The 19,815-nt window shown below is 69.1% G+C and carries 20 protein-coding genes and 1 pseudogene; 14 read left to right on the top strand and 7 right to left on the bottom strand.

Annotation, left to right across the window (positions count from 1 at the left end; all coding sequences use genetic code 11):
* Positions 1-3 precede the first annotated feature (3 nt).
* A complete protein-coding gene (locus ACFXIV_RS01095; RefSeq protein ID WP_379395600.1) occupies positions 4-504 on the top strand; it encodes a hypothetical protein in 501 nt (166 codons plus the stop codon).
* A 28-nt stretch (positions 505-532) separates the two neighbouring features.
* The gene (locus tag ACFXIV_RS01090; RefSeq protein ID WP_379395602.1) at positions 533-1,045 is read left to right on the top strand and encodes a hypothetical protein; all 513 of its coding nucleotides are present in this window, start codon (positions 533-535) and stop codon (positions 1,043-1,045) included.
* A 29-nt stretch (positions 1,046-1,074) separates the two neighbouring features.
* On the opposite strand, the gene ACFXIV_RS01085 is transcribed toward ACFXIV_RS01090, so the two are convergent.
* Both ACFXIV_RS01085 and dxs read right to left on the bottom strand, forming a co-directional pair.
* Positions 1,075-1,878, bottom strand: coding sequence for an enoyl-CoA hydratase (locus ACFXIV_RS01085; RefSeq protein ID WP_379395604.1), 804 nt, complete (start codon positions 1,876-1,878; stop codon positions 1,075-1,077).
* Positions 1,879-2,005: 127 nt separating this feature from the next.
* Positions 2,006-3,958 (bottom strand): 1-deoxy-D-xylulose-5-phosphate synthase, encoded by a 1,953-nt coding sequence (dxs, locus tag ACFXIV_RS01080; RefSeq protein ID WP_379395606.1) that lies wholly within the window; start codon positions 3,956-3,958, stop codon positions 2,006-2,008.
* A 106-nt stretch (positions 3,959-4,064) separates the two neighbouring features.
* Between dxs and ACFXIV_RS01075 the strand changes: the two are divergent.
* Positions 4,065-4,340 (top strand): annotated as a pseudogene (locus ACFXIV_RS01075) (glutaminase); the annotation flags it as partial.
* A gap of 123 nt (positions 4,341-4,463) precedes the next feature.
* Here ACFXIV_RS01075 and ACFXIV_RS01070 read toward each other — a convergent pair.
* Positions 4,464-5,957, bottom strand: a complete 1,494-nt coding sequence (locus ACFXIV_RS01070; protein ID WP_379395608.1) for a UbiD family decarboxylase — start codon at positions 5,955-5,957, stop codon at positions 4,464-4,466.
* Between the two features lie 161 nt (positions 5,958-6,118).
* On the opposite strand from ACFXIV_RS01070, the gene ACFXIV_RS01065 reads away from it, so the two are divergent.
* The 9 genes from ACFXIV_RS01065 (at position 6,119) to ACFXIV_RS01025 (ending at position 12,563) form a co-directional block, all read left to right on the top strand.
* Positions 6,119-7,045 (top strand): LysR family transcriptional regulator, encoded by a 927-nt coding sequence (locus ACFXIV_RS01065; protein WP_379395610.1) that lies wholly within the window; start codon positions 6,119-6,121, stop codon positions 7,043-7,045.
* A gap of 93 nt (positions 7,046-7,138) precedes the next feature.
* Positions 7,139-7,558, top strand: coding sequence for a DUF1707 domain-containing protein (locus ACFXIV_RS01060; RefSeq protein ID WP_379395612.1), 420 nt, complete (start codon positions 7,139-7,141; stop codon positions 7,556-7,558).
* A gap of 16 nt (positions 7,559-7,574) precedes the next feature.
* Positions 7,575-7,748 carry a hypothetical protein gene (locus ACFXIV_RS01055; protein ID WP_364618937.1) on the top strand — a complete coding sequence of 58 codons (174 nt, stop codon included), beginning with the start codon at positions 7,575-7,577 and terminating at the stop codon, positions 7,746-7,748.
* Positions 7,749-7,816: 68 nt separating this feature from the next.
* Positions 7,817-8,833, top strand: coding sequence for a hypothetical protein (locus tag ACFXIV_RS01050; RefSeq protein WP_379395614.1), 1,017 nt, complete (start codon positions 7,817-7,819; stop codon positions 8,831-8,833).
* 32 nt (positions 8,834-8,865) lie between these two features.
* Positions 8,866-9,441 carry a GrpB family protein gene (locus ACFXIV_RS01045; RefSeq protein ID WP_379395722.1) on the top strand — a complete coding sequence of 192 codons (576 nt, stop codon included), beginning with the start codon at positions 8,866-8,868 and terminating at the stop codon, positions 9,439-9,441.
* Between the two features lie 54 nt (positions 9,442-9,495).
* On the top strand, positions 9,496-9,843 hold the full coding sequence (locus ACFXIV_RS01040) for a hypothetical protein (protein WP_379395616.1): 348 nt from the start codon (positions 9,496-9,498) through the stop codon (positions 9,841-9,843).
* A 134-nt stretch (positions 9,844-9,977) separates the two neighbouring features.
* Positions 9,978-10,553: a TetR family transcriptional regulator gene (locus ACFXIV_RS01035; protein WP_379395618.1), complete on the top strand. Its 576-nt coding sequence runs from the start codon at positions 9,978-9,980 to the stop codon at positions 10,551-10,553.
* Complete coding sequence (locus ACFXIV_RS01030; RefSeq protein ID WP_379395620.1) at positions 10,550-11,749, top strand: NADH:flavin oxidoreductase; 1,200 nt, start codon at positions 10,550-10,552, stop codon at positions 11,747-11,749. The genes ACFXIV_RS01035 and ACFXIV_RS01030 overlap by 4 nt, the downstream gene beginning before the upstream one ends.
* 70 nt (positions 11,750-11,819) lie before the next feature.
* Positions 11,820-12,563, top strand: a complete 744-nt coding sequence (locus ACFXIV_RS01025) for an SDR family oxidoreductase (RefSeq protein WP_379395622.1) — start codon at positions 11,820-11,822, stop codon at positions 12,561-12,563.
* A 3-nt stretch (positions 12,564-12,566) separates the two neighbouring features.
* On the opposite strand, the gene ACFXIV_RS01020 is transcribed toward ACFXIV_RS01025, so the two are convergent.
* Positions 12,567-13,778: a pyridoxal phosphate-dependent aminotransferase gene (locus ACFXIV_RS01020; RefSeq protein WP_379395624.1), complete on the bottom strand. Its 1,212-nt coding sequence runs from the start codon at positions 13,776-13,778 to the stop codon at positions 12,567-12,569.
* A gap of 94 nt (positions 13,779-13,872) precedes the next feature.
* Here ACFXIV_RS01020 and ACFXIV_RS01015 point away from each other — a divergent pair, with 94 nt between their 5' ends.
* On the top strand, positions 13,873-14,472 hold the full coding sequence (locus tag ACFXIV_RS01015; protein ID WP_379395626.1) for a winged helix-turn-helix transcriptional regulator: 600 nt from the start codon (positions 13,873-13,875) through the stop codon (positions 14,470-14,472).
* A 95-nt stretch (positions 14,473-14,567) separates the two neighbouring features.
* Entirely contained in the window at positions 14,568-15,254 is a 687-nt protein-coding gene (locus tag ACFXIV_RS01010; protein WP_379395628.1) for an SIMPL domain-containing protein, read from the top strand.
* A 3-nt stretch (positions 15,255-15,257) separates the two neighbouring features.
* Here the strand turns inward: ACFXIV_RS01010 and ACFXIV_RS01005 are convergent, their stop codons facing one another.
* The 3 genes from ACFXIV_RS01005 to ACFXIV_RS00995 form a co-directional block, all read right to left on the bottom strand.
* Positions 15,258-16,067, bottom strand: coding sequence for a hypothetical protein (locus ACFXIV_RS01005; protein WP_379395630.1), 810 nt, complete (start codon positions 16,065-16,067; stop codon positions 15,258-15,260).
* Between the two features lie 147 nt (positions 16,068-16,214).
* A complete protein-coding gene (locus ACFXIV_RS01000) occupies positions 16,215-17,816 on the bottom strand; it encodes a TRAM domain-containing protein (RefSeq protein ID WP_379395632.1) in 1,602 nt (533 codons plus the stop codon).
* Positions 17,813-19,801: an APC family permease gene (locus ACFXIV_RS00995; RefSeq protein WP_379395634.1), complete on the bottom strand. Its 1,989-nt coding sequence runs from the start codon at positions 19,799-19,801 to the stop codon at positions 17,813-17,815. The genes ACFXIV_RS01000 and ACFXIV_RS00995 overlap by 4 nt, the downstream gene beginning before the upstream one ends.
* Between the last annotated feature and the right edge of the window lie 14 nt (positions 19,802-19,815).

Below are 19,815 nucleotides of genomic sequence, written 5' to 3'. Positions count from 1 at the left end.
CCAATGCACGTCACCCGCCGCCCCCTGCACTACATCGGCTGGGCTGCAACCACTTTGGCACTAGCCTCGACCATCACCGCCCTATCCACGACCACCGCCTCCGCCTCCCTCGGGCTTCCCATGCTCGTCGATGCCGCAACCGGCGCGGAGGTGGGGTCCGCGGTCGTCGGACACGCATACACGTACTACGCGGGCATCAACTTCCAGCCCATGTTCGCGAGCACAGCGGACTTCTACGACAACGGGCAATGCATCGGAAGTGCCCCGCTGTCGGGTTCGGGTGCACTCCAGATCACCTGGGTTCCCACCGCCGCCGGATCGCACACGCTCACCATCGTCGGCGGCGTCAAGGAGATCTCGGAGAAGTACGACGTGACCGCCGCGCCCGCGGGATCCACCCCCGCCCAGCCGCCGAAGCAACCCGGCTGCGGCGGTGGCGGCAGCGCCAACCTCATCGGATCCGGCAGCGCCGCCCTCGACGGATCCGGCAGCGCCGGACTCTGATCACGAATACGGAAGAGACGGCAACGAAATGCCTATCACTCACCGCACCACACACCGCATCGGCTGGGGCGCAACAACTCTGGCGGTGGCCGCGACCATCGCCGCACTGTCCGCGCCCACCGTCACTGCCTCCATCGACGGTCCCGAGGTCGACGATTGTTCGACCGGCACCTGCACGGTGCCGTCGTCCTACGTCGTCGGACAAACCTACTCGTTCTACGCGGGCCCATTTCTGACGAACGTGAGCGCCACGAGCTTCTACGACAACGGGAAATGCATCGGCAGCATCTCGTACCCACACACCGGCCGCAATGCCATCGCATGGGTTCCGACCACCGCCGGAACACACGAACTCTCCGTTGCGACCTCCTCCACGATCCCGTTCGTGGTGATGCAGCCGTATACGTTCACTATGTCGGTGGTCGCCGCGCCACCGGGATCAGGCACTCCGCAGCCCCCGCAGCAGGGCACCTGCACCGGATCCGGAAGCGCGAACCTGCTCGGATCCGGCAGTTCCAACTTGCTCGGATCCGGCAGTTAGCACGCGCCGGGCGCGCGGCGGCCGTTCGCTCAGTCCTGGAATTCGGGTGGGCGGCGGTCGCGGCGGGCGCGGATGGCCTCGTCGAAGTTGTCGGTGGTGAGGCGGACGTAGAGCTGGGCCATGCCCTCGTTCTGCATGTGGGATTCGAAACTGCCCGCCTCCAGGCCACTCCACAGCAGGCGCTTGGTGAGCTCGCCGCCGACCCGGCTCCAGCGGATGATCTGGTCGGCGGTGTCGTAGGCCGCCTCGAGGAGTTTGTCGCCGGCGACGACGCGGGAGACGATGCCGATGCGTTCGGCTTCCGCGGCATCCACATCGCGGCCCGTGAGCATGATCTCGAAGGCGCGGGTGGAGCCGATGGCCCGCGGCAGCGTGTAGCTGATGCCGAGTTCGGCGGAGGTGAGGCCGTTGTTGATGCCCGCCGCACGGAAATACGCGTCCTCCGAGGCGATTCGGATATCGGTCCCCATGGCCAGGCAGAACCCGCCGCCGATGGCCGCGCCGTTGATGGCGCTGATCACCGGCTGGTGCATCCGCTTGATCGTGAGCATCACATTGTTCAGCAGCTCCATCGAGCGCCGCGCAATGCTGGTGCGCGTCAACCCCTCTACCCGCGGCACCTTGCCGGCGTGCTGCAGATCCGCGCCCGAGCAGAACCCGTGCCCGGCGCCCGTGAGCACCACCACGCGCACCTCGTTGTCGGCCGCCACGCCCTCGAGGGTCTCCCGCAGCGGCACCATCACGTCGAACGCCATGGCGTTCATCCGGTCCGGCCGGTTCAACGTGACCAATGCGATCCCCGGCCGCGGCTTCTCGACAAGCACAAACGGCATCCGAACTCCCGTCCCGAAACTGTAACCTGTTTCAGAATCTACGCGAGAACCCCAGCTCCGTATAGAAAGACGGGCCCGCGATCGGATGATCGCGGGCCCGTCACGAGCGGAGTGCCACTCGGCGGTACTACTCGCCCGCCGGAAGCAGGGCCTGCTCGATCTCGCTGCCGGAGGCGTCGGCGGCGCCCAGCCACACGTGCACCCGCTGGGCCACCTCGCCCGGAGTGAGGCCGAGATCCTGGTGGATCTTGCCGCGGGAGGAGTGGTCCAGGAAATGCTGGGGGACGCCGAGGTCGCGGGCCGGGACGTCGACGCCCGAACTGCGGAGCCGGGCGGAAACGGTGGACCCGATGCCGCCGTGCAGGCCACTGTCCTCCAGGGTGACCACCAAGCGGTGGTTCCCGGCCAGCTTCACCACGGTGTCGGAGACCGGGAGGACCCAGCGCGGGTCGACCACGGTCACCGAGACGCCCTCGGCCTCCAGCAGATCCGCGACCTCGAGCGCGAGGTCGGCGAAGGCGCCGACCGCGACCAGCAGGACATCGGCGCGCACCGAGTACGCGGCAGCGTCTTCCACTTCCACGTCGGGCAGGCGCAGCACATCCACGCCCTCGAGGCGTTCCACCGCCGGAATCTCTTCGATCGCAGGACCCTTGGGGAAACGGATGGCGGTGGGCCCGTCGCTGATGTGCAGGGCCTCCCCCAATTCCTCACGCAGGCGGGCGGCGTCACGCGGGGCGGCGACCCGGATGCCCGGGATGATGCCCAGCACCGAGAGGTCCCACATGCCGTTGTGCGAGGCGCCGTCGTCGCCGGTGATGCCGGCGCGATCGAGCACCAGGGTCACCGGGAGCTTGAGCAGCGCCACATCCATGAGCAGCTGATCGAAGGCCCGGTTGAGGAAGGTGGAGTAGATGGCCACCACGGGGTGCAGACCGCCCAGGGCCATACCGGCCGCGGAGGTCATGGCGTGCTGTTCGGCGATGCCGACGTCGAACATGCGCTCCGGGAAGCGATTTCCGAACGGGGTCAGACCGGTCGGCCCCGGCATGGCGGCGGTGATCGCCACGATGTCGTCGCGCTGCTCGGCCTGGGCGATGAGCTCCTTGGAGAACACCGAGGTCCAGCTCGACGCGGACGGGCCGCCCAGCGGCTCACCGGTCTCCGGGTCGATCTGGCTGATGGAATGCATCTGATCGGCCTCGTGGTCCTCGGCCGGCTTGTAGCCGCGACCCTTCTGCGTCACCGCGTGCACGATGACCGGACCACCGAAGTCCTTGGCCCGCCGCAGCGCAGCCTCCAGCTGTACCGGATCGTGCCCGTCGACCGGGCCCACATACTTCAGCCCGAGATCGCTGAACAGCTCCTGCGGCGCGACCGCGTCCTTGATGCCGGTCTTGATGGCGTGCAGCATCGAGTACGCCGAATCCCCCACGCGCGGAATGCTCTGGACGATCCGCTTGGTGGCGTCGAGCGCGTGCTCATAGGCAGGCTGGGTGCGCAGCCCCGCGAGCCGCTCGGCGAGCCCGCCGATGGTCGGCGCATAGGAGCGGCCATTGTCGTTGACCACCACGATGACCGAGCGGTCCGGCCCGGCGGCGATATTGTTCAACGCCTCCCAGCACATGCCGCCGGTGAGCGCGCCGTCACCGACGACCGCGACCACATGCCGCTTCTGCCGGGTCAGCGCGAACGCCTTGGCGATGCCGTCCGCATAGGACAGCGAGGCCGACGCGTGCGAGGACTCCACCCAGTCATGGGCGCTCTCGGCCCGGCTCGGGTACCCCGACAGCCCGCCCTCTTTGCGCAGCGTGTCGAACCCGTCCTTGCGGCCGGTGAGGATCTTGTGCACGTAGGCCTGATGCCCGGTATCGAAGATGATCGGGTCGGCCGGCGAGTCGAAAACCCGGTGCAACGCGATGGTCAGCTCCACGACGCCGAGGTTCGGCCCCAGGTGCCCGCCGGTGACGGCGACCTTCCGCACCAGGAACTCACGAATCTCCTCGGCCAGCTCGTGCAGCTCCGGTACCGACAGCCGACGCAGGTCCTCGGGCGTGTCGACCCGGGAAAGCACTCCCACGGCTATTGCTCCCTCCGGATGTCTCCTGTGTTTGCAACAGTCTACGGAGCCCATTCCGGCCCCCGATGCCAGGAACGAAACGCCACCTGCAACATCCGTTGCAGATGTGAGGCTCAACACAGATTACGCCGGTTACAGTGGCCCAGAGGTCCCGTCCGACGGCGTCGTCGCCCGCATCATCGACGAAGTGTACGAGCTGTGCCGGGCCGGCACCTCGGGAACGCCGGCCGACTACATTCCGGAACTGGCGGCAGTACAACCCGATTCATTCGGCATCTGCCCGGCTACCGCGGACGGGCCGGTCTACGGCAGCGCAGATCTGGACGCCGCCTTCACGATTCAGTCGATCTCCGAGCCCTTCACGTATGCGCCGGCTGCTGCCTACACGCAGCCGACGCCGCCGTGCGCGCGGTCGGCGCACGGCGGCATCCGACCCGCCTCGGGCCGAGCCTCGTCCGACACCCCTCGTCCGGTCGCACGACGCCGCCCGTAGTCGTTCCCGCGATCAGCGGTAGCCGTACTCCTGCCAGCGATCCAGGACGCGCTGCTGGATCTCCGCGGGCCAGCCGTTCTCGAAGCTGCCCTTGATCGGGCGGCGGCCCTGTGGGAAGTGATCGGCCAGCAGGCAGTTGTAGATCACCTTGCCCGCCATGAAGGAATGTGCTTCCTCCGGCGAGAGGTAGACCGCGAGCTGATCGGAAACCGCTGCCGGATAATGGAATTCACCGCGCTCGACATCCGGGTGGGAGCGAGTGGCGAAGGCCCACACCACCTCGTCGATATTCGTGATGTCGACATCGTCCTCGACCACCAGGATCTTGGGCGCATTGACCGACGGCTTGCCGGTGAAGATGATCTTGGCGATCTGGTCCACCAGCTCGTGCGAGCCCAGGCCGGTGGTCTCGTGCCAGTCCTGCCGCACCCCCAGGGTCAGCCAGTGCACCGCGGCCTCGAAGTTGTACCAGGCCGAGGAGATCGGCAGCCCGGCCTGCCGCAGCAGGTGAAGGATCTCGGCGGCACTGGTGGTGCCGATGATGGTGTGGTCCTCCTCCACCGGCGGGCCCGCCGCCACGGTCGGCTGGATCGCGCCGTCGCGGTGGGTGATCGCCGAGACGTGGAAGACCGCCTTGGGGCCGGCCTCGGTGGCGTTGTAGCCGGGGAACTCGTTGAACGGGCCCTCCATGACCGTCTCGTCGAGGGCGATGTGACCCTCGATCACGATCTCGGCGGTGGCGGGCACCAGCAGGTCGACGGTCTCGGCCGGGACCAGTTCCAGGCCCTCGCCGAAGAGCGCGCCCAGGTAATGGGTTTCGTCCTCGCCCTCGGGAATCGGCATGCCGCCCACCCACGGCAGGCCCGGCTCGACGCCGATGGCCAGCGCGATCGGCATGGGCTCGCCGATCTCGGTCCACTTCGAGCGGATGATGCCCAGGTGCTGGGGTCCCGGGATCAGGCAGGCCAGGGTGTTCCGATCGTGGATCATCATGCGGTTGATCGACCAGTTGGTCCACGAGCCGTCGGGGGTCTTGACGATGTTCATCCCGTAGGTCTGGATGTAGCGTCCGCCGTCATTGCCGTGCAGCTTCGGGGTCGGGAAGACGAACAGGTCGATGTCGTCGCCGAGCATGACGTTCTCTTTGCAGGGCGCGGCCGCACGGTCCACCACCACCGGCGGGATGCCGGGCTTGGCACGCGCGTCGGCGAGGACCTCCACGATCTGCTGACCGGTGGCGTCGGCGGGCAGGCCCAGCGCCAGCGCGATGCGCGCCAGCCGGTGCTGCGGACCCGACAGCGCGCCGGGCGCGCCGAGCACCCGGAAACCACTGTCCTGATATCCGGTGATATTGCTGAACAACGGCGCGGGGGCCCGGAGATCGTAGGACCGGCGAATGATCGCGCCGATCTCCAGATTCCAGTCGACCTCGGTGTCGATGTGCTGCACCTCACCGATGGCGTCGAGCGCCTCGATGAACTCGCGCAGGCTCTTCAAATGCGGCACAGGGGTTTTCCTTAGCGTCGGGTGTTCACAGGTGTCGGGTGCTCATGACGATGCCGCCCATCTCGGTGACCACGGCAAGTCGACGCGATTCACTCGCCGGCTCAGCATCCGTCACGTGTCGGATAGCCATCAACGCCGAAATCCGCGAAGATCGATAAGAAATGCTGATCGAAGACTCGCCTCGAGGACCCCGCGTCGACCCGGCCGAACTGGAAGCGTTCGTGGTCCTCGCCGAAGAACTGCACTTCGGCCGGACCGCCGACCGCCTCGGACTGTCCCAGCCCCGGGTCAGCCAGCTGATCCGCAGCCTGGAGCGCCGCGTCGGCCGCCGGCTGGTCGAGCGCACCAGCCGCCGGGTCACCCTCAATCCGCTGGGCGAGCATCTGCTGGCCCGCGCGCGCCCGGCCTTCCAGGAGCTGCAGCGGGCCTTCGCCGAAACCCGCACCGCGGCACGGGGTCTGCGCATCGGATTCCTCGGGCCCTACGCGTCCACCCTGGACACCGCACTGACCGGATTCCGGGCCCGCCATCCGGGATGCCAGATCACGCTGACCCAGCTGGCGTGGACCGACATCTTCGGCCCGCTGCGGCGCGGCGAGGTGGACATCCAGATCTGCCTGGCCCCGGTCGAGCAGCTCGGACTGACCGTCGGGCCGGAGGTGGGCGTGTTCCCGCGGCTGCTGGCCATCGCCCGCAGCCATCCGTGGGCCACCCGCGACAGCATCGACGTCGAGGATCTGGCCGAATTGCGGGTGATCGGACCGCATCCGGATGTCGCGCCCGAATTCGCGCGCGCCTTCTGGCCGCCGGCCACCACCCCGCACGGGCGGCCCATCCCGCGGGTCGCGCCCGCGCGCACCGAACCCGAGATGCTCACCGCGGTCGCCCACAACAACGCCGTCTTCGCCACCACCACCGCCATGCCCACCTACTTCACCCATCCGGAGGTGGCATTCGTCCCCCTCACCGGCCTGCCCGACGCGCGGGTCCGGCTGGTGTGGCGCACCGACACCGACCATCCCAAGGTCGACGAATTCGCCGGGCTGGCCGCCGGACAGCCCGCGGCGGGCCTACGTCGGCAGGCGTAGCCGGGATTACGCAGACGCGTGCAGGCGCGCCGCCGCGAACGCGCCTACGCTGGCGGACAACGAGATTGCTTCCCTCCCCCGAGGTGGATTGTCATGACCGATTTCGATCCCGCGGTCTACGGACCGTCCACCGTCCGCGTCGGCACCGCGGAACGCGAGCAGGCCGCCGCCGCTCTGGGCGAGCATTTCGCCGCCGGCCGGCTCGACATCGCTGAATACGACGAGCGGGTGGGCCGGGCATACGCGGCCAAGACCGCGGGCGAGCTGGCGGTGCTGTTCGGCGACCTACCCCGGCCGCAACCGCCCGCGCCGCAGATCCCGGCCCCGCCGCCCGCCCCGCGCCGCCCGCTGCCGCTGGCCCCGATCGGTGCGGGTGTGCTGCTGGTGTTCATGATCGCGTTCGCGGTGACCACCCACTTCTTCCCGTTCTTCCTGTTCCCCGTGCTGTTCTTCGCCTTCGCGCGGGGGCGGCGCGGGTACGGGTATCGCGGTCCGGGCTACCACCGGATGTGAGGGCTAGGGTGAATTCGTGGGCGTCATAGGCGAACTGTTCCCCGGCAAGAAGCTGCAGGACGAGGGCAGCGAGGACGGCAGCGGCGAGGGCCACCGGCCCCGGGTCAGCCTCGATCTGGATGCCGGGGTGATCCGGGTGTCCCCGGCCCGGCCGGATCCCGGCCCGGACGCGCCCGCGTCGCAGGGCTAGTACACACCCGATAGGGTCGGGCTTCGACCAAGCCGAGGCGGCTCGGTGCGGCCGGAGGGTGAAAACACGTGACCGACAACAATGATCACTGGGCGAACCCTCACGGCGGGCCACAGGGCTGGGGCTATCCCGATGCGGGACAACAGGACTGGGGTTACCAGGGCGAGGCACCGCAGCCGACCGAGTATCCGGGCTTTGCCGCGCAACTGCCCCCGGGGTACCAGCTCGCGCCTCCCCAGTACATCACGGGTCAGCAGCCCCAGTACGTCACCGGACAGCACCACCCGTACGTCACCGGGCAGCATTCTGTCCCGAATTATGCGGGGCAGCAACCGATTCCGGGCTACACGCCGCCATCCGCACCCGGCGGCGGGCCCCGCCGCACCCTGCTGATCCTCGCTGCGCTGGCCGCGGTCATCGTGCTGGCCGGCGGCGGTATCGCGGCGTATGCGCTGACCCGGGACTCCGCCGACAGCGGCACCACCGCCGCGCCAGGCACGACCGCCGCGCCCTCGGGCGGGCCGTCCGCCACCGGGCCGTCCCGCTCCGGCGCATCCAAGCCCGGCAGCACCACGGTGGTCGCCCCGGCACTGGGTATCAGCTACGACGTGCCCGCCGGGTGGACGATCGCCGAGCCCACCGACATCACCGTGCAGACCGGGGCCGACGGTTCGGTCATCGGGCACGCCAAGTCCACCGAGGGCAACGACTACTGCGCGGGCTCGGCATATCGGACCCTCGCCTTCGTCGCTCATGTCGACGGCAGCGATCCCGCCGCCGCCGCCGTCAAGGTGGCGAGAATCTCGGCGGAGAGCGGCTATTCGGACGCGACTGGCGGCAACCAGGGCGCGTCGGCCGCGGTCACCACCACCAGCGGCATCACCGGCCAGCAGGTCGAAACCTCCGGCAGCTGGCAGCCGGGCGCGCCGGGCTGCACCACGACCAGCTACTCGATCTACACCTTCGCGTTCTCCGGCCCGAACAAGGCGCTGCTGGTGCTGGCCATCCTGGCCGACCGCGGCACCCAGGGCGAACTCACCGCCGACCGGACCGCGCAGATGATCGCCAGTCTCCGTACCTCCTGACCCGCGCCGATTTGGCTCAGGTCGTGGCCACCATGGACGACGACGAGATCTCCGCCGCGTTCGTCGGCGAGCTGACGCCCTACGCGGTGCCGGTGATCCTCGAGGAACCCAACCCCGACTGGCCGTCCTGGTACGCCGACGACGCCCGGGCGATCCGAGCGGCCTTGGGGCCGAAGGTCTTACGACTCGAGCACACCGGATCCACCTCGGTGCCCGGCCTCGCCGCCAAGCCGGTCATCGACATCCTGCTCGTGGTCGCGGACACCGCCGACGAACCGGCCTACGTGTCCGCCCTCGAAGGCGCCGGATACACCCTGCGCGTACGCGAACCCGACTGGTACGAACACCGCTGCCTGGTCCGCCGCGTGGAAGACGGTGCGCCGCACGACGTCAACCTCCACGTGTTCTCCCCCGGCCTCGGCGACACCGAGATCGAGCGAGTGCTCGCCTTCCGTGATCGGCTCCGCACCCACGACGGCGACCGCGCCCACTACGAACGGACCAAACGCGAACTGGCGCAACGACAGTGGAGGTACGTCCAGCACTACTCCAACGCCAAGAGCGCGGTCATCGAGGAGATCATCGCCCGCGCCCTCCCCGCCCGCTAGCGCGTACCGCCGCCGGGGCCCGGCGGTCCTTGCCTCGGCCAATACACTGGCCGGATGCCCCTCGTCGAGGTGACCCACAAGCCGGAGCTTCCCGAGACCGTGCTGCGTGAGCTGGGCAAATGGCTGCCGCACCTGGTGTCCCTCGCCGTCGAATGTCCGGAGGAGCCCTACGACGGCGACCTGCAGCCGGGGGATGTCGAGATCCGCTTCCATCCGCTGGGCAAGTTCGATCGGTCGGGGATGGATGTGGTCATCGAGGTCCGGTCGAAGTACTTCGCGAGCCGGGCCGAGAACCGGCAGGAGCGCTGTGACCAGCTGCTCGCTGATATCGAGAAGTTCGTCGACGCGCATATCGGCGTCTACCTGGCCCTGCCGGTCGCGGCCTGGTCGCAGAGCGAGTGACCGCTCGCTGCCGCCCGGCGCGGTGGCGCTGCCGCCACTTCCAACAGACCAGGCCCACAACGTAGACCAGGCCCACAACGGCAATTTTCAATCAATGATTGAAATACTGATTGAACCGTGTTTCACTGCTTGCCATGGTCGAGAAGGTGTCCGCGGGAACGCGGGAACGACTGCTCGCGGCGGCCGAGCAGCTACTGCTGACCGAGCCCTATGACGAGGTATCGGTGCGCGCCGTCTGCGCGGCGGCGGGCGCCAACCCCGCCGCGGTGCACTACCACTTCGGATCCAAGGAGGCGCTGGTCGCCGCCCTCATCGAGGCCCGGCTCGGGCCGCTGTGGGAGGAGGGGCTGGGCCGGGCCACGGGCGGACGCGATTCGGTGCCCGCGGTGGTGGACACCATCCTCGCGCCGTTCCAGGAGCTGGCCGCGGATCCGCTGGGGCGCCTGCATCTTCGGCTGCTGGCCCGCTTCGTGCTGGGCCGGCATCAGACCTCGTGGCAGGGGCCGTGGTTCCGGATGGATTCCTGGACCGCGCTGCTGCCCGAACTGCGGGCCGGCGAGGCGCGACGGCGCTGGATGCTGGCCTTCGACCTGATCATCATGCGGTTCGGCGCTCCCGAGATCGAGGATCACGGGATGCCCGAACCGGCGTTGACGGCCCTGCGGAACTTCGTGGTGGCCGGACTCACCGCACCGGGAGAACAACCATGAACGAGATCTTCGCACCGGCGAAACTCGGCCCGATCACCCTGCGCAACCGGGTGATCAAGGCCGCCACCTTCGAGGGACGCACCCCCGACGCGCTGGTCACCCCCGAGCTCATCGACTTCCACCGCGAGGTCGCCGCGGGCGGTGTGGGCATGACCACCATCGCCTACTGCGCGGTCGCGCCGGGCGGCCGCACCGACCGGCACCAGATCTGGATGCGGCCCGAAGCCGTTCCCGGACTGCGTGAGCTGACCGACGCCGTGCACGCCGAGGGCGCGGCCGCCAGCGCCCAGATCGGGCACGCCGGACCGGTCGCCAACGCCGCCTCCAACCGCGCCCCCGCGCTCGCGCCGAGTCGCATGTTCAGCCCGCTGAGCATGCAGGCCATGCACGTGCCCGGCGACTCCGAGATCCGCGAACTCATTGCGGCACACGCGAATGCGGCGCTGCTGGCGGAGCAGGCCGGATTCGACGCGGTCGAAATCCATTTCGGCCACAACTATCTGGTGAGCTCGTTCCTGAGCCCGCTGCTCAACCGCCGCCACGACAAGTGGGGCGGCACGCTCGCCAACCGGGCCCGGCTCGCACGCGAAATCGCCTGCGCCGTCAGGGATGCCGTGGGCGACCGGCTGGCGGTGACCGCCAAACTGAACATGGAGGACGGCCGCCGCGGCGGGCTCACGGTCCCTGAGAGCATCCAGGTAGCCGCCTGGCTGGAGGCCGACGGCGCGCTCGACGCCCTCGAATTGACCGCGGGCAGTTCACTTCTCAACCCCATGCTGCTGTTCCACGGCGACGCACCGCGCAAGGAGTTCGCCGAGGTGCTGCCCGGCCCGGCGCGCATGGGTTTCAAACTGGTCGGGCGTGCCTTCCTCAAGGAGTACCCCTACCACGAGGCGTACCTGCTGGAGCGGGCCCGCCAGTTCCGCCGCGAACTGTCCATGCCGCTGATCCTGCTGGGCGGCATCACCAACCTCGACACCATGAACCTGGCCATGACCGAGGGATTCGAGTTCGTCGCCATGGGCCGGGCGCTGCTGCGCGAGCCGAATCTGTTGCAGCGCATCCAGGCCGACGCGGCCACCCGGTCGGCCTGCGTGCACTGCAACAAGTGCATGCCCACCATCTACACCACCACCCGCTGCGTGTTCCGGCCGGAGCGGACCATCATCGATCTCGACGGAAGGCACCGGGCATGAGCGGTCAAGCCCGGAAGCTGCAGCGGAGCGTAACCATGGAGGGCTCCGCTCAGGCTCGAAAGGATGCGGCATGAGTGGACGGCTCGACAGACGTGTAGCGCTGATCAGCGGCGCGGCATCGGGAATGGGCGCCTCGCACGCGCGGGCATTCGTGGCCGAGGGTGCCTCGGTGCTCATCGGCGACATCTCCGACGAGGCGGGCGCGAAACTGGCCGCCGAACTCGGCGACGCCGCGGAGTACGTCCACCTCGATGTCACCAAGGCCGAGGACTGGCGCACGGCCGTGGACACCGCGGTCGAACGGTTCGGCAAGCTCGACGTGCTGGTCAACAATGCCGGCATCCTCGACTTCGGGCCGCTCGGCACCTACACCGAAGAGCAGTGGCAGCGTGCCCTGTCCATCAACCTCACCGGCCCCTTCCTCGGCCTGACCGCCGCCCGCGACGCCCTGGTGGCGGCCAGGCCCGCAGCGGTGGTGAACATTTCCTCCGCTGCGGGGATCCAGGGCGTGCCGGGCGCGCACGCCTACACCGCCTCGAAATTCGGGGTGCGCGGGCTCACCAAGTCCGCGGCGCTCGAGCTCGCCCCGCACGGGGTGCGGGTGAATTCCGTTCACCCGGGCGGGATCATGACGCCCATGATCGGCGTGCCCGAGGGCACGACCACCGATCGCGACGCGAACTCCCTGGCCCGCCTCGGCGTGCCCGAGGAGGTCACGGCGCTCGTGGTGTTCCTCGCGAGCCACGAATCCAGCTATTGCAATGGCGCCGAGTTCGTCGTCGACGGCGGTATGACGGCGGGCCGCCCGGTCTGAGACCTACTGCTTGTAGGTCGCCAGGAAACGTCCGATGCGCTCGATGATGGCCTCGAGCTCATCGGCGTGCGGCAGCGTCACGATCCGGAAGTGGTCGGGGCGCGGCCAGTTGAAGCCGGTGCCCTGCACGATGTGGATCTTCTCGCGCAGCAGCAGATCCAGCACGAACTGCTCGTCGTCGTGGATCTGATACATGTCGAGGTCGATGCGCGGGAAGGCGTACAGCGCGCCCCGGGGCTTCACGCACGAGATGCCCGGGATGGCGTTGAGCGCCTCCCACGCGCGGTCGCGCTGCTCGCGCAGGCGACCGCCGGGCAGGGTGAGGTCGTAGATGCTCTGGTGCCCGCCGAGCGCGGCCTGAATCGCCTGCTGCGCAGGGACATTCGCGCACAGCCGGAGACCCGCCAGCATGGTCAGACCCTCGAGGTAGTTCTCGGCGTGCTCGATCGGACCCGATACCACCAGCCAGCCACCGCGGAAGCCGGCGGCGCGATAGGACTTGGAGAGCCCGGAGAAGGTGAGGCACAACAGATCCGGGGCCAGCGCGGCGGTCGCGGTGTGGGTCAGGCCGTCGTAGAGGATCTTGTCGTAGATCTCGTCGGAGAACACCACCAGGTTGTGGCGGCGCGCGATCTCCAGCATCTGGCGCACCACCTCGGGCGAATACACCGCGCCCGTGGGGTTGTTCGGGTTGATGATGACCAGCGCCCGGGTGCGGTCGGTGATCTTGGACTCGATATCGGCCAGATCGGGCATCCAGTCCGAGCCCTCGTCACAGATGTAGTGCACGGGCCGGCCGCCGTTGAGCGCGGTGGCGGCGGTCCAGAGCGGGAAATCCGGTGCGGGAACCAGGACTTCGTCGCCGTTCTCCAGCAGCGCGGTCATGGCCATCATGATGAGCTCGGAGACGCCGTTGCCCAGGAAGACCTGTTCGACGTCGAGCTCGGAGAGTCCGAGCGTCTGGTAGTACTGCACCACCGCGCGCCGCGCCGAGAGCAGGCCCTTGGAGGTGGAGTAGCCGCTGGACTGCGGCAGATTGCGGACCATGTCCTGAAGCAGTTCGGCGGGCGCCTCGAAGCCGAAGGTCAGCGGGTTGCCGGTGTTGAGCTTCACGACGTGATGCCCTTCCGCCTCCAGCCGTGCGGCGTGCTCGGCGACCGGCCCGCGGATCTCGTAGGACACGCCCGCCAGCTTGCTCGACTGCTTCACCTGCATCAAACGACCCCTTCTCGGTGTGGTTGCCGCACACTCTACTTGGAAATTCCAAGTTTGCACTTGGTATTTCCAAGTTGTTGGTTAGAGTGGGATCGTGACACGCCGAAGCTACGACCACTACTGCACCGTCAGCCGGGCCCTCGACATCGTCGGCGACCGGTGGAACCTGCTGGTGGTCCGCGAATTGTGTTCGGGCCCGCGCCGATACAGCGACCTGTTCGCCGACCTGCCCGGCATCAGCACCGATGTGCTGGCCGCCCGGCTCAAGGATCTCGAGCGTGACGGGATTCTCACCAAACGCCGCGTCGGCCCCCGCGCCGGAACCGCGGTCTACGAACTCACCGACTCCGGCGCGGCGCTGCGGCCGGTGCTGGACTCGCTGTCGGCCTGGGGCGCGGCACAACTCGGCGAACAGCGCGCGACCGACGCCGTGCGGGCGCACTGGTTCGCGCTCCCCCTCGGACATGCCGTGGCCGAGCTGGTGCCCGCCGGCACCGTCACGGTCCGCATCGGCGAGACCGCCTTCCACTACGTGATCACCGAATCCGGCCTCACCCATCACGACGGCCCGGCCGCCGCACCGGATCTGGAGATCCGGCTGGAGCTGGCCGCGGCGAGCGAGATCGCCACCGGCGCCCGCTCGCTCACCGCGACCCTCGACCAGGCGACCGGAACCGGGCAACCGGTCGGCTGAACCGCGTCACCCGTCGTCGACGCGGTGGCGGCAGTTGGCCGGCGGCCGTCGGTAGCATCGGCTGGGTTGTGCCCGCATCGATCGAGGAGGAATCCGTGACCAGCGAGAACGCCACCGGCACGATCACGATCGTCGGCTCGGGCAGTGCCAGTGCCATGCCGGACATCATGCGGGTGTCGATCTCGGTGGAAACCCGCGCCGACACCGTGGCCGCCGCCTACGCGCGGGCCGGGGAACGCGCCGACGCGGTGATCTCGTCGCTGCGCGCGGACGGCGTGGCGGGTCGCGACATCACGACCAGCGGGCTCACGGTGCGCGCGGAAACCGTATGGACCGAAGGGAATCGGGAGAAGCTGGTCGGCTATATCGCCGGCACGGCGCTGACGGTCACCCTGCGCGAGATCGCCGGACCCGGCGGGGAGGCGAAACCCGCCGCCGACGGCGGGCCCGCCGCGATCATCGCGCACGCGGTCGACGCGGGCGGCGACGATGTGCGCCTGGGCGGGCTGACCCTGACCGTCGCCGACGAGGAGAGCCTCATGGTCCGCGCCCGCGACGCCGCCTGGGACCACGCGCTGGGCAAGGCCGAACAGTACGTGTTCCGAGCGGGCCGCAGGCTGGGTCCGGTGCTCGAGATCACCGAGAACGTCTCCGGTCCCGCGCCCACACCGCGAATCGCGTTCGCCGCCAGCAAGATGGCCGCCCCGGGCGGCGCGGTGCCGGTGGAGCTCGGCGAGAGCGAACTGTCCACCAGCGTCCGGATCACCTGGCAGCTGGCCTGAGTCTCAGAGCTCGACCTGCGCCAGCAGGGAACCGGCCCGCACGGCGGTGAGCTGAATGCGAAACCGGGTGGCGTCCGAACGGGTTCGATGCGGAAACGGGTCCTCGACGACCATCCCGCGCAGATCGTGCAGCAGCCGCGTGCCCTGCGCGATGGTGAGGCGGCCGATGTCCACCAGGTGCCGCACATTGCGACCGCCGTCCGGATCACCGGTCCCGGCCGCGTACGCCGTCACCTGCTGCAACGCCGACCGCAGCCGCTTCTCGCACGCCGGGAACCGGCCCCGCTCATAGTGTTTCACCGCGTGCCGCAGGTGATCCAGCGCCGTTTGCTGGCCGCGCACCTCGAGCTCGGTCTCCAGCAGCGCCACCCGCTCGGCCAGCCGCACCGGCAGCCACGCCGTGGGTTTCAGGCGACATCGCACGCTCGCCTCCAGCCCCGCACCGATCACCCGGTCGATCTTCATCCGGTAGCCGTCCTCGAGTAGCGCGGTACGCAGCGCCGACATCCACGCCGGAAGACTCTTGCGCGCCAGGGACTCTCCCTGCAGGAACCGCGCCACCGTCACCTCGACCAGATCCAGCAGCGCCCGATCCGCCTCCGCGTTTCCGCCCAGCGCCGCCAGCCGCGCCCCGTACACCGGCGTCACCAGCCGCCCCCAGTAGCTGTCGGCGTTCACCCACAACTCGACGCCGTACTCCGGCCGCTTGAGATCCACCCCCAGCAGCAATGCCTCGAGCGAGTGGAACCGCGACTGATCCTCATAGATCAGCTCCACCACCGACGCCACAGTCGGATCCGACAACGTAGTCATGGGCAACATCTTGGCGCACCCCCAAACCGCCCGCGCCCCAACCCATCCCCCGCGACCCCGACCCGCCACACCGAGATCGGGGAGCTGTCGGTGCGGAGCATCGGGCGACATTCCGCAGGGACAGCTCCCCGATCTCGAAGGACCTGGTCAGCGTTCCAGGACCGCGATGCACTCCACGTGGTGGGTACCGGGGAAAGCGTCGAAGACGCGCAGGTCCACCGGCTGGTAGCCGACGGCGCGGTAGAGACCGATGTCCCGGGCGAAAGCGGCGGGGTCGCAACCGATGTGGATGATGCGCTGCGGCGAACGCTCACTCAGCGCATTGATCACGTCCTTGCCCGCGCCCGCGCGCGGCGGGTCGAGCACGACGACATCCGGTGCGGTATCCCGTTGTTCGTGAATCCACCGCTCGACGCGCTCGACGGTCAGGTCCACCCACGGCAGATCCCGCAGCGCGGCACGTCCTTCGGCGACCGCAGTCCGCACGAACTCGACACCGTGCACCATCCCGGTCACACCGACCTGCTCCGCCAGCCGCGCGGCGAACACGCCCACGCCGCAGTACAGGTCCCAGACCAGCGCCCCGGGCGCGCAGTCCGCCCACTCCGCCACCACATCCGAATAGCACTGCGCCGCACCATAATGCGGCTGCCAGAACCCGGTCGCCGACAGCTCCCACCGCCGCTCGCCCACGTACTGCACCGCCCGGCCGCTGCCATCCACCACGCGTTCGGTCCGCGCACTGTGCGCCGCCGCCCGCCGCGCGGCGGTACTGCGCCGATCACCCCCGCCACGCCGACCGGAATCCCCTGCCCCACCGCCTCTTTCACGCCGCCCGCGCGGACCACCCGCCGCCGCCCCGGCCGGAGCCAGTTCGACGACATGCCGCATCCCGTCCCCGTCCACGGCCACAACGAGATCCGCCCCGGGCGTCCACACCCGCTCGCCGATCCCCGCCATGGCCCCCGCCACCGGCTGCGGGCACCGCAGATCCGCGATCACCTCGGTGCTCCGATACCGGTGCACCCCGGCCCGACCCTCCGCGTCCACCACCAGCCGCACCCGGCTCCGCCATCCGGCGGTATACGACCCCACCGAAGGCTCGCCGCCCTGCGCCGCTTCCCCGGCACCGGGGCGGCCGATGAGCGCCCGCGCCGAGGGCGTCGACACCCCGCCGATTCGACCCGGCGGGACGCTCGTGCCCGGGATCGGGCGCGGGGCCGTCGCGGCGGGCTCGGCGCGACGGCCGAGCAGAGTCGAGCCGAGGTCGGTAGTCACGCTGCCGAGCCGCCCGGGATGGCCGGGCTCCGGGATCGGTGCACCGAGTGAGGTTCCTGGTGCCACACCACCGATCGCCAACCCGGGCGGTGCCGGGATCGGTTCGACGGCGAAGTCCGGTTCCCAGTCGGCGAGGCGGCGCAGCTGCTCGGCGACGACCTGGCGTTTGAGTTCGCGCTGGGCCGCGGGGGTGGCGAAGGTGAAGTCGCAGCAGCCCGCACCGCCGGGGCCGGAGACCGGGCAGGTGGCGGGGATGCGGTCGGGCGAGGGGTCGAGGATCTCGATGGCGTCGGCGCGGCAGAAGGAACCGCCGCGGTCCTCGGTGATGAGAGCACGGACCAGCTCACCGGGCAGGCCGTGGCGGACGAACAGCACGCGGCCCTCGTGGCGGGCCACACAGAAGCCGCCGTGGCCGGGCGGGCCCAGGCGGACCTCGAAGACCTCTCCGTACCAATCGGATCCGGCGCTCATGCCTCGTCTCCGAATCCGCGACGCACCGAACCGGGGGCATTGACCACCCGGCCGGTACGGGCCCGGCCCGCCGAGGACGACAGCTGCCAGGGCACGCTCGTCACCATCACGCCGGGCTCGAACAGCAGCCGGCCCTTCAGCCGCAGCGCACTCTGGTTGTGCAGCAACTGCTCCCACCAGCGGCCGACCACGTATTCGGGGATGAATACGGTCACCACGTCACGTGGGGAGTCCTTGCGGACCCGCTTCACGTAATCCACCACCGGCTTGGTGATCTCACGGTACGGGGACTCGATCACCTTGAGCGGCACCACGATATCGCTGTGCTCCCACTCCCGCACCAGCGCCCGGGTGTCGGGCTCGTCGACGTTCACGGTGATGGCCTCGAGCGTGTCGGGCCGGGTGGCGCGGGCGTAGGCCAGGGCGCGCTTGGTGGGCAGGTGCAGCTTGGAGACCAGCACGATGGAGTGCGTGCGACTGGGCAGCACGCCGTCCCACTCGGACTCGTCCAGCTCCCGCGACACCGTGTCGTAGTGGCGGCGAATGAGTTTCATCAGCCCGAAGATGGCTGCCATGGTGACGATGGCGATCCACGCGCCCGCCAGGAACTTGGTGACCAGCACGATCAGCAGCACGGTCGCGGTCATGGTGAGACCGATCGCGTTGATCACCCGCGACCGCTTCATCCGCGACCGCACCGCCGGATCGGTCTCGGTGCGCAGCAGTCGCGTCCAGTGCCGCAGCATGCCGGTCTGACTCAGCACGAACGACACGAACACGCCCACGATGTAGAGCTGGATCAGGCGCGTCACCTCCGCGCCGAACAGCACCACGAACGCGATGGCCGCGCCCGCCAGGAACAGGATGCCGTTGCTGAACGCCAGCCGATCACCGCGGGTGTGCAGCTGCCGCGGCAGGAAACGGTCCTGCGCCAGAATCGAACCCAGCACCGGGAAGCCGTTGAAGGCGGTATTGGCCGCCAGCACCAGGATCAGCGCGGTGACGATGGTGATGAAGTAGAAGCCGGGCTGGAATCCGGAGAACACCGCGCCCGCCAGCTGCGCCACCAGCGTCTTCTGCTCGTATCCGGCGGGTGCGCCGATCAGGTCGTCGGTGTTGTGCGCGTACACGATGCCGACCTTCTGAGTGAGCACGATCATGCCCATGAAAAGCGTCACCGCGATGCAGCCGAGCAGCAGCAGGGTGGTCGCAGCATTGCGGGACTTGGGTTTGCGGAACGCGGGCACGCCATTGCTGATCGCCTCGACACCGGTCAGCGCCGCACAACCGGAGGAGAACGCGCGCGCGAGGAGGAACACGAACGCCAGCCCGAACAGATGCTCGTCCTCGGCCTTCAGACCGAAGCCGTAGGACTCGGCGTGCACGGTCTGCCCCAGGCCGAGCCGGGTGAAGCCCCAGATGAGCATGATGAACATGCCGATCATGAAGGCGTAGGTGGGAATCGCGAAGGCCGTACCGGATTCCCGCACGCCGCGCAGATTGATTGCGGTGAGGATCACGATCGCCGAGACCGCGAACAACACCTTGTGGGTGGCCACGAACGGCACCGCCGACCCGATGTTGGAGGCCGCCGACGAAATCGACACCGCCACCGTGAGCACGTAGTCCACCAGCAGCGCGCTGCCGACGGTCAATCCCGCGGTGGGGCCGAGGTTCTTGGTCGCGACCTCGTAGTCGCCGCCGCCGGAGGGGTAGGCGTGCACGTTCTGGCGGTAGCTGGCGACCACCACGGCCATCACCAGTGCGACCGCCAGACCGAGCCACGGCGCGTAGGCGTAGGCCGACAGTCCGGCCACCGACAGCACCAGGAAGATCTCCTCCGGCGCGTATGCCACCGAGGACAACGCGTCCGAGGCGAACACCGGGAGCGCGATCCGCTTGGGCAGCAGCGTATGCCCGAGAGAATCGCTGCGGAATGGGCGGCCGACCAGCATGCGCTTGGCGGCCGTCGTCAACTTCGACACTCCAGGCAGCATAA

This window comes from Nocardia sp. NPDC059236, from assembly GCF_042754085.1.
Classification (GTDB): Bacteria; Actinomycetota; Actinomycetes; order Mycobacteriales; family Mycobacteriaceae; genus Nocardia.
Note: the sequence above shows the minus strand (reverse complement) of the source record. Positions and strands in the feature narration are given on the sequence as shown.

Coding starts and splice junctions, on each gene's coding strand:
- ACFXIV_RS01095 (WP_379395600.1), top strand. CDS start 4: ATGCACGTCACCCGCCGCCCCCTGCACTACATCGGCTGGGCTGCAACC.
- ACFXIV_RS01090 (WP_379395602.1), top strand. CDS start 533: ATGCCTATCACTCACCGCACCACACACCGCATCGGCTGGGGCGCAACA.
- ACFXIV_RS01085 (WP_379395604.1), bottom strand. CDS start 1,878: ATGCCGTTTGTGCTTGTCGAGAAGCCGCGGCCGGGGATCGCATTGGTC.
- ACFXIV_RS01065 (WP_379395610.1), top strand. CDS start 6,119: ATGCTGATCGAAGACTCGCCTCGAGGACCCCGCGTCGACCCGGCCGAA.
- ACFXIV_RS01060 (WP_379395612.1), top strand. CDS start 7,139: ATGACCGATTTCGATCCCGCGGTCTACGGACCGTCCACCGTCCGCGTC.
- ACFXIV_RS01045 (WP_379395722.1), top strand. CDS start 8,866: ATGGACGACGACGAGATCTCCGCCGCGTTCGTCGGCGAGCTGACGCCC.
- ACFXIV_RS01040 (WP_379395616.1), top strand. CDS start 9,496: ATGCCCCTCGTCGAGGTGACCCACAAGCCGGAGCTTCCCGAGACCGTG.
- ACFXIV_RS01035 (WP_379395618.1), top strand. CDS start 9,978: ATGGTCGAGAAGGTGTCCGCGGGAACGCGGGAACGACTGCTCGCGGCG.
- ACFXIV_RS01030 (WP_379395620.1), top strand. CDS start 10,550: ATGAACGAGATCTTCGCACCGGCGAAACTCGGCCCGATCACCCTGCGC.
- ACFXIV_RS01025 (WP_379395622.1), top strand. CDS start 11,820: ATGAGTGGACGGCTCGACAGACGTGTAGCGCTGATCAGCGGCGCGGCA.
- ACFXIV_RS01020 (WP_379395624.1), bottom strand. CDS start 13,778: ATGCAGGTGAAGCAGTCGAGCAAGCTGGCGGGCGTGTCCTACGAGATC.
- ACFXIV_RS01005 (WP_379395630.1), bottom strand. CDS start 16,067: ATGACTACGTTGTCGGATCCGACTGTGGCGTCGGTGGTGGAGCTGATC.
- ACFXIV_RS01000 (WP_379395632.1), bottom strand. CDS start 17,816: ATGAGCGCCGGATCCGATTGGTACGGAGAGGTCTTCGAGGTCCGCCTG.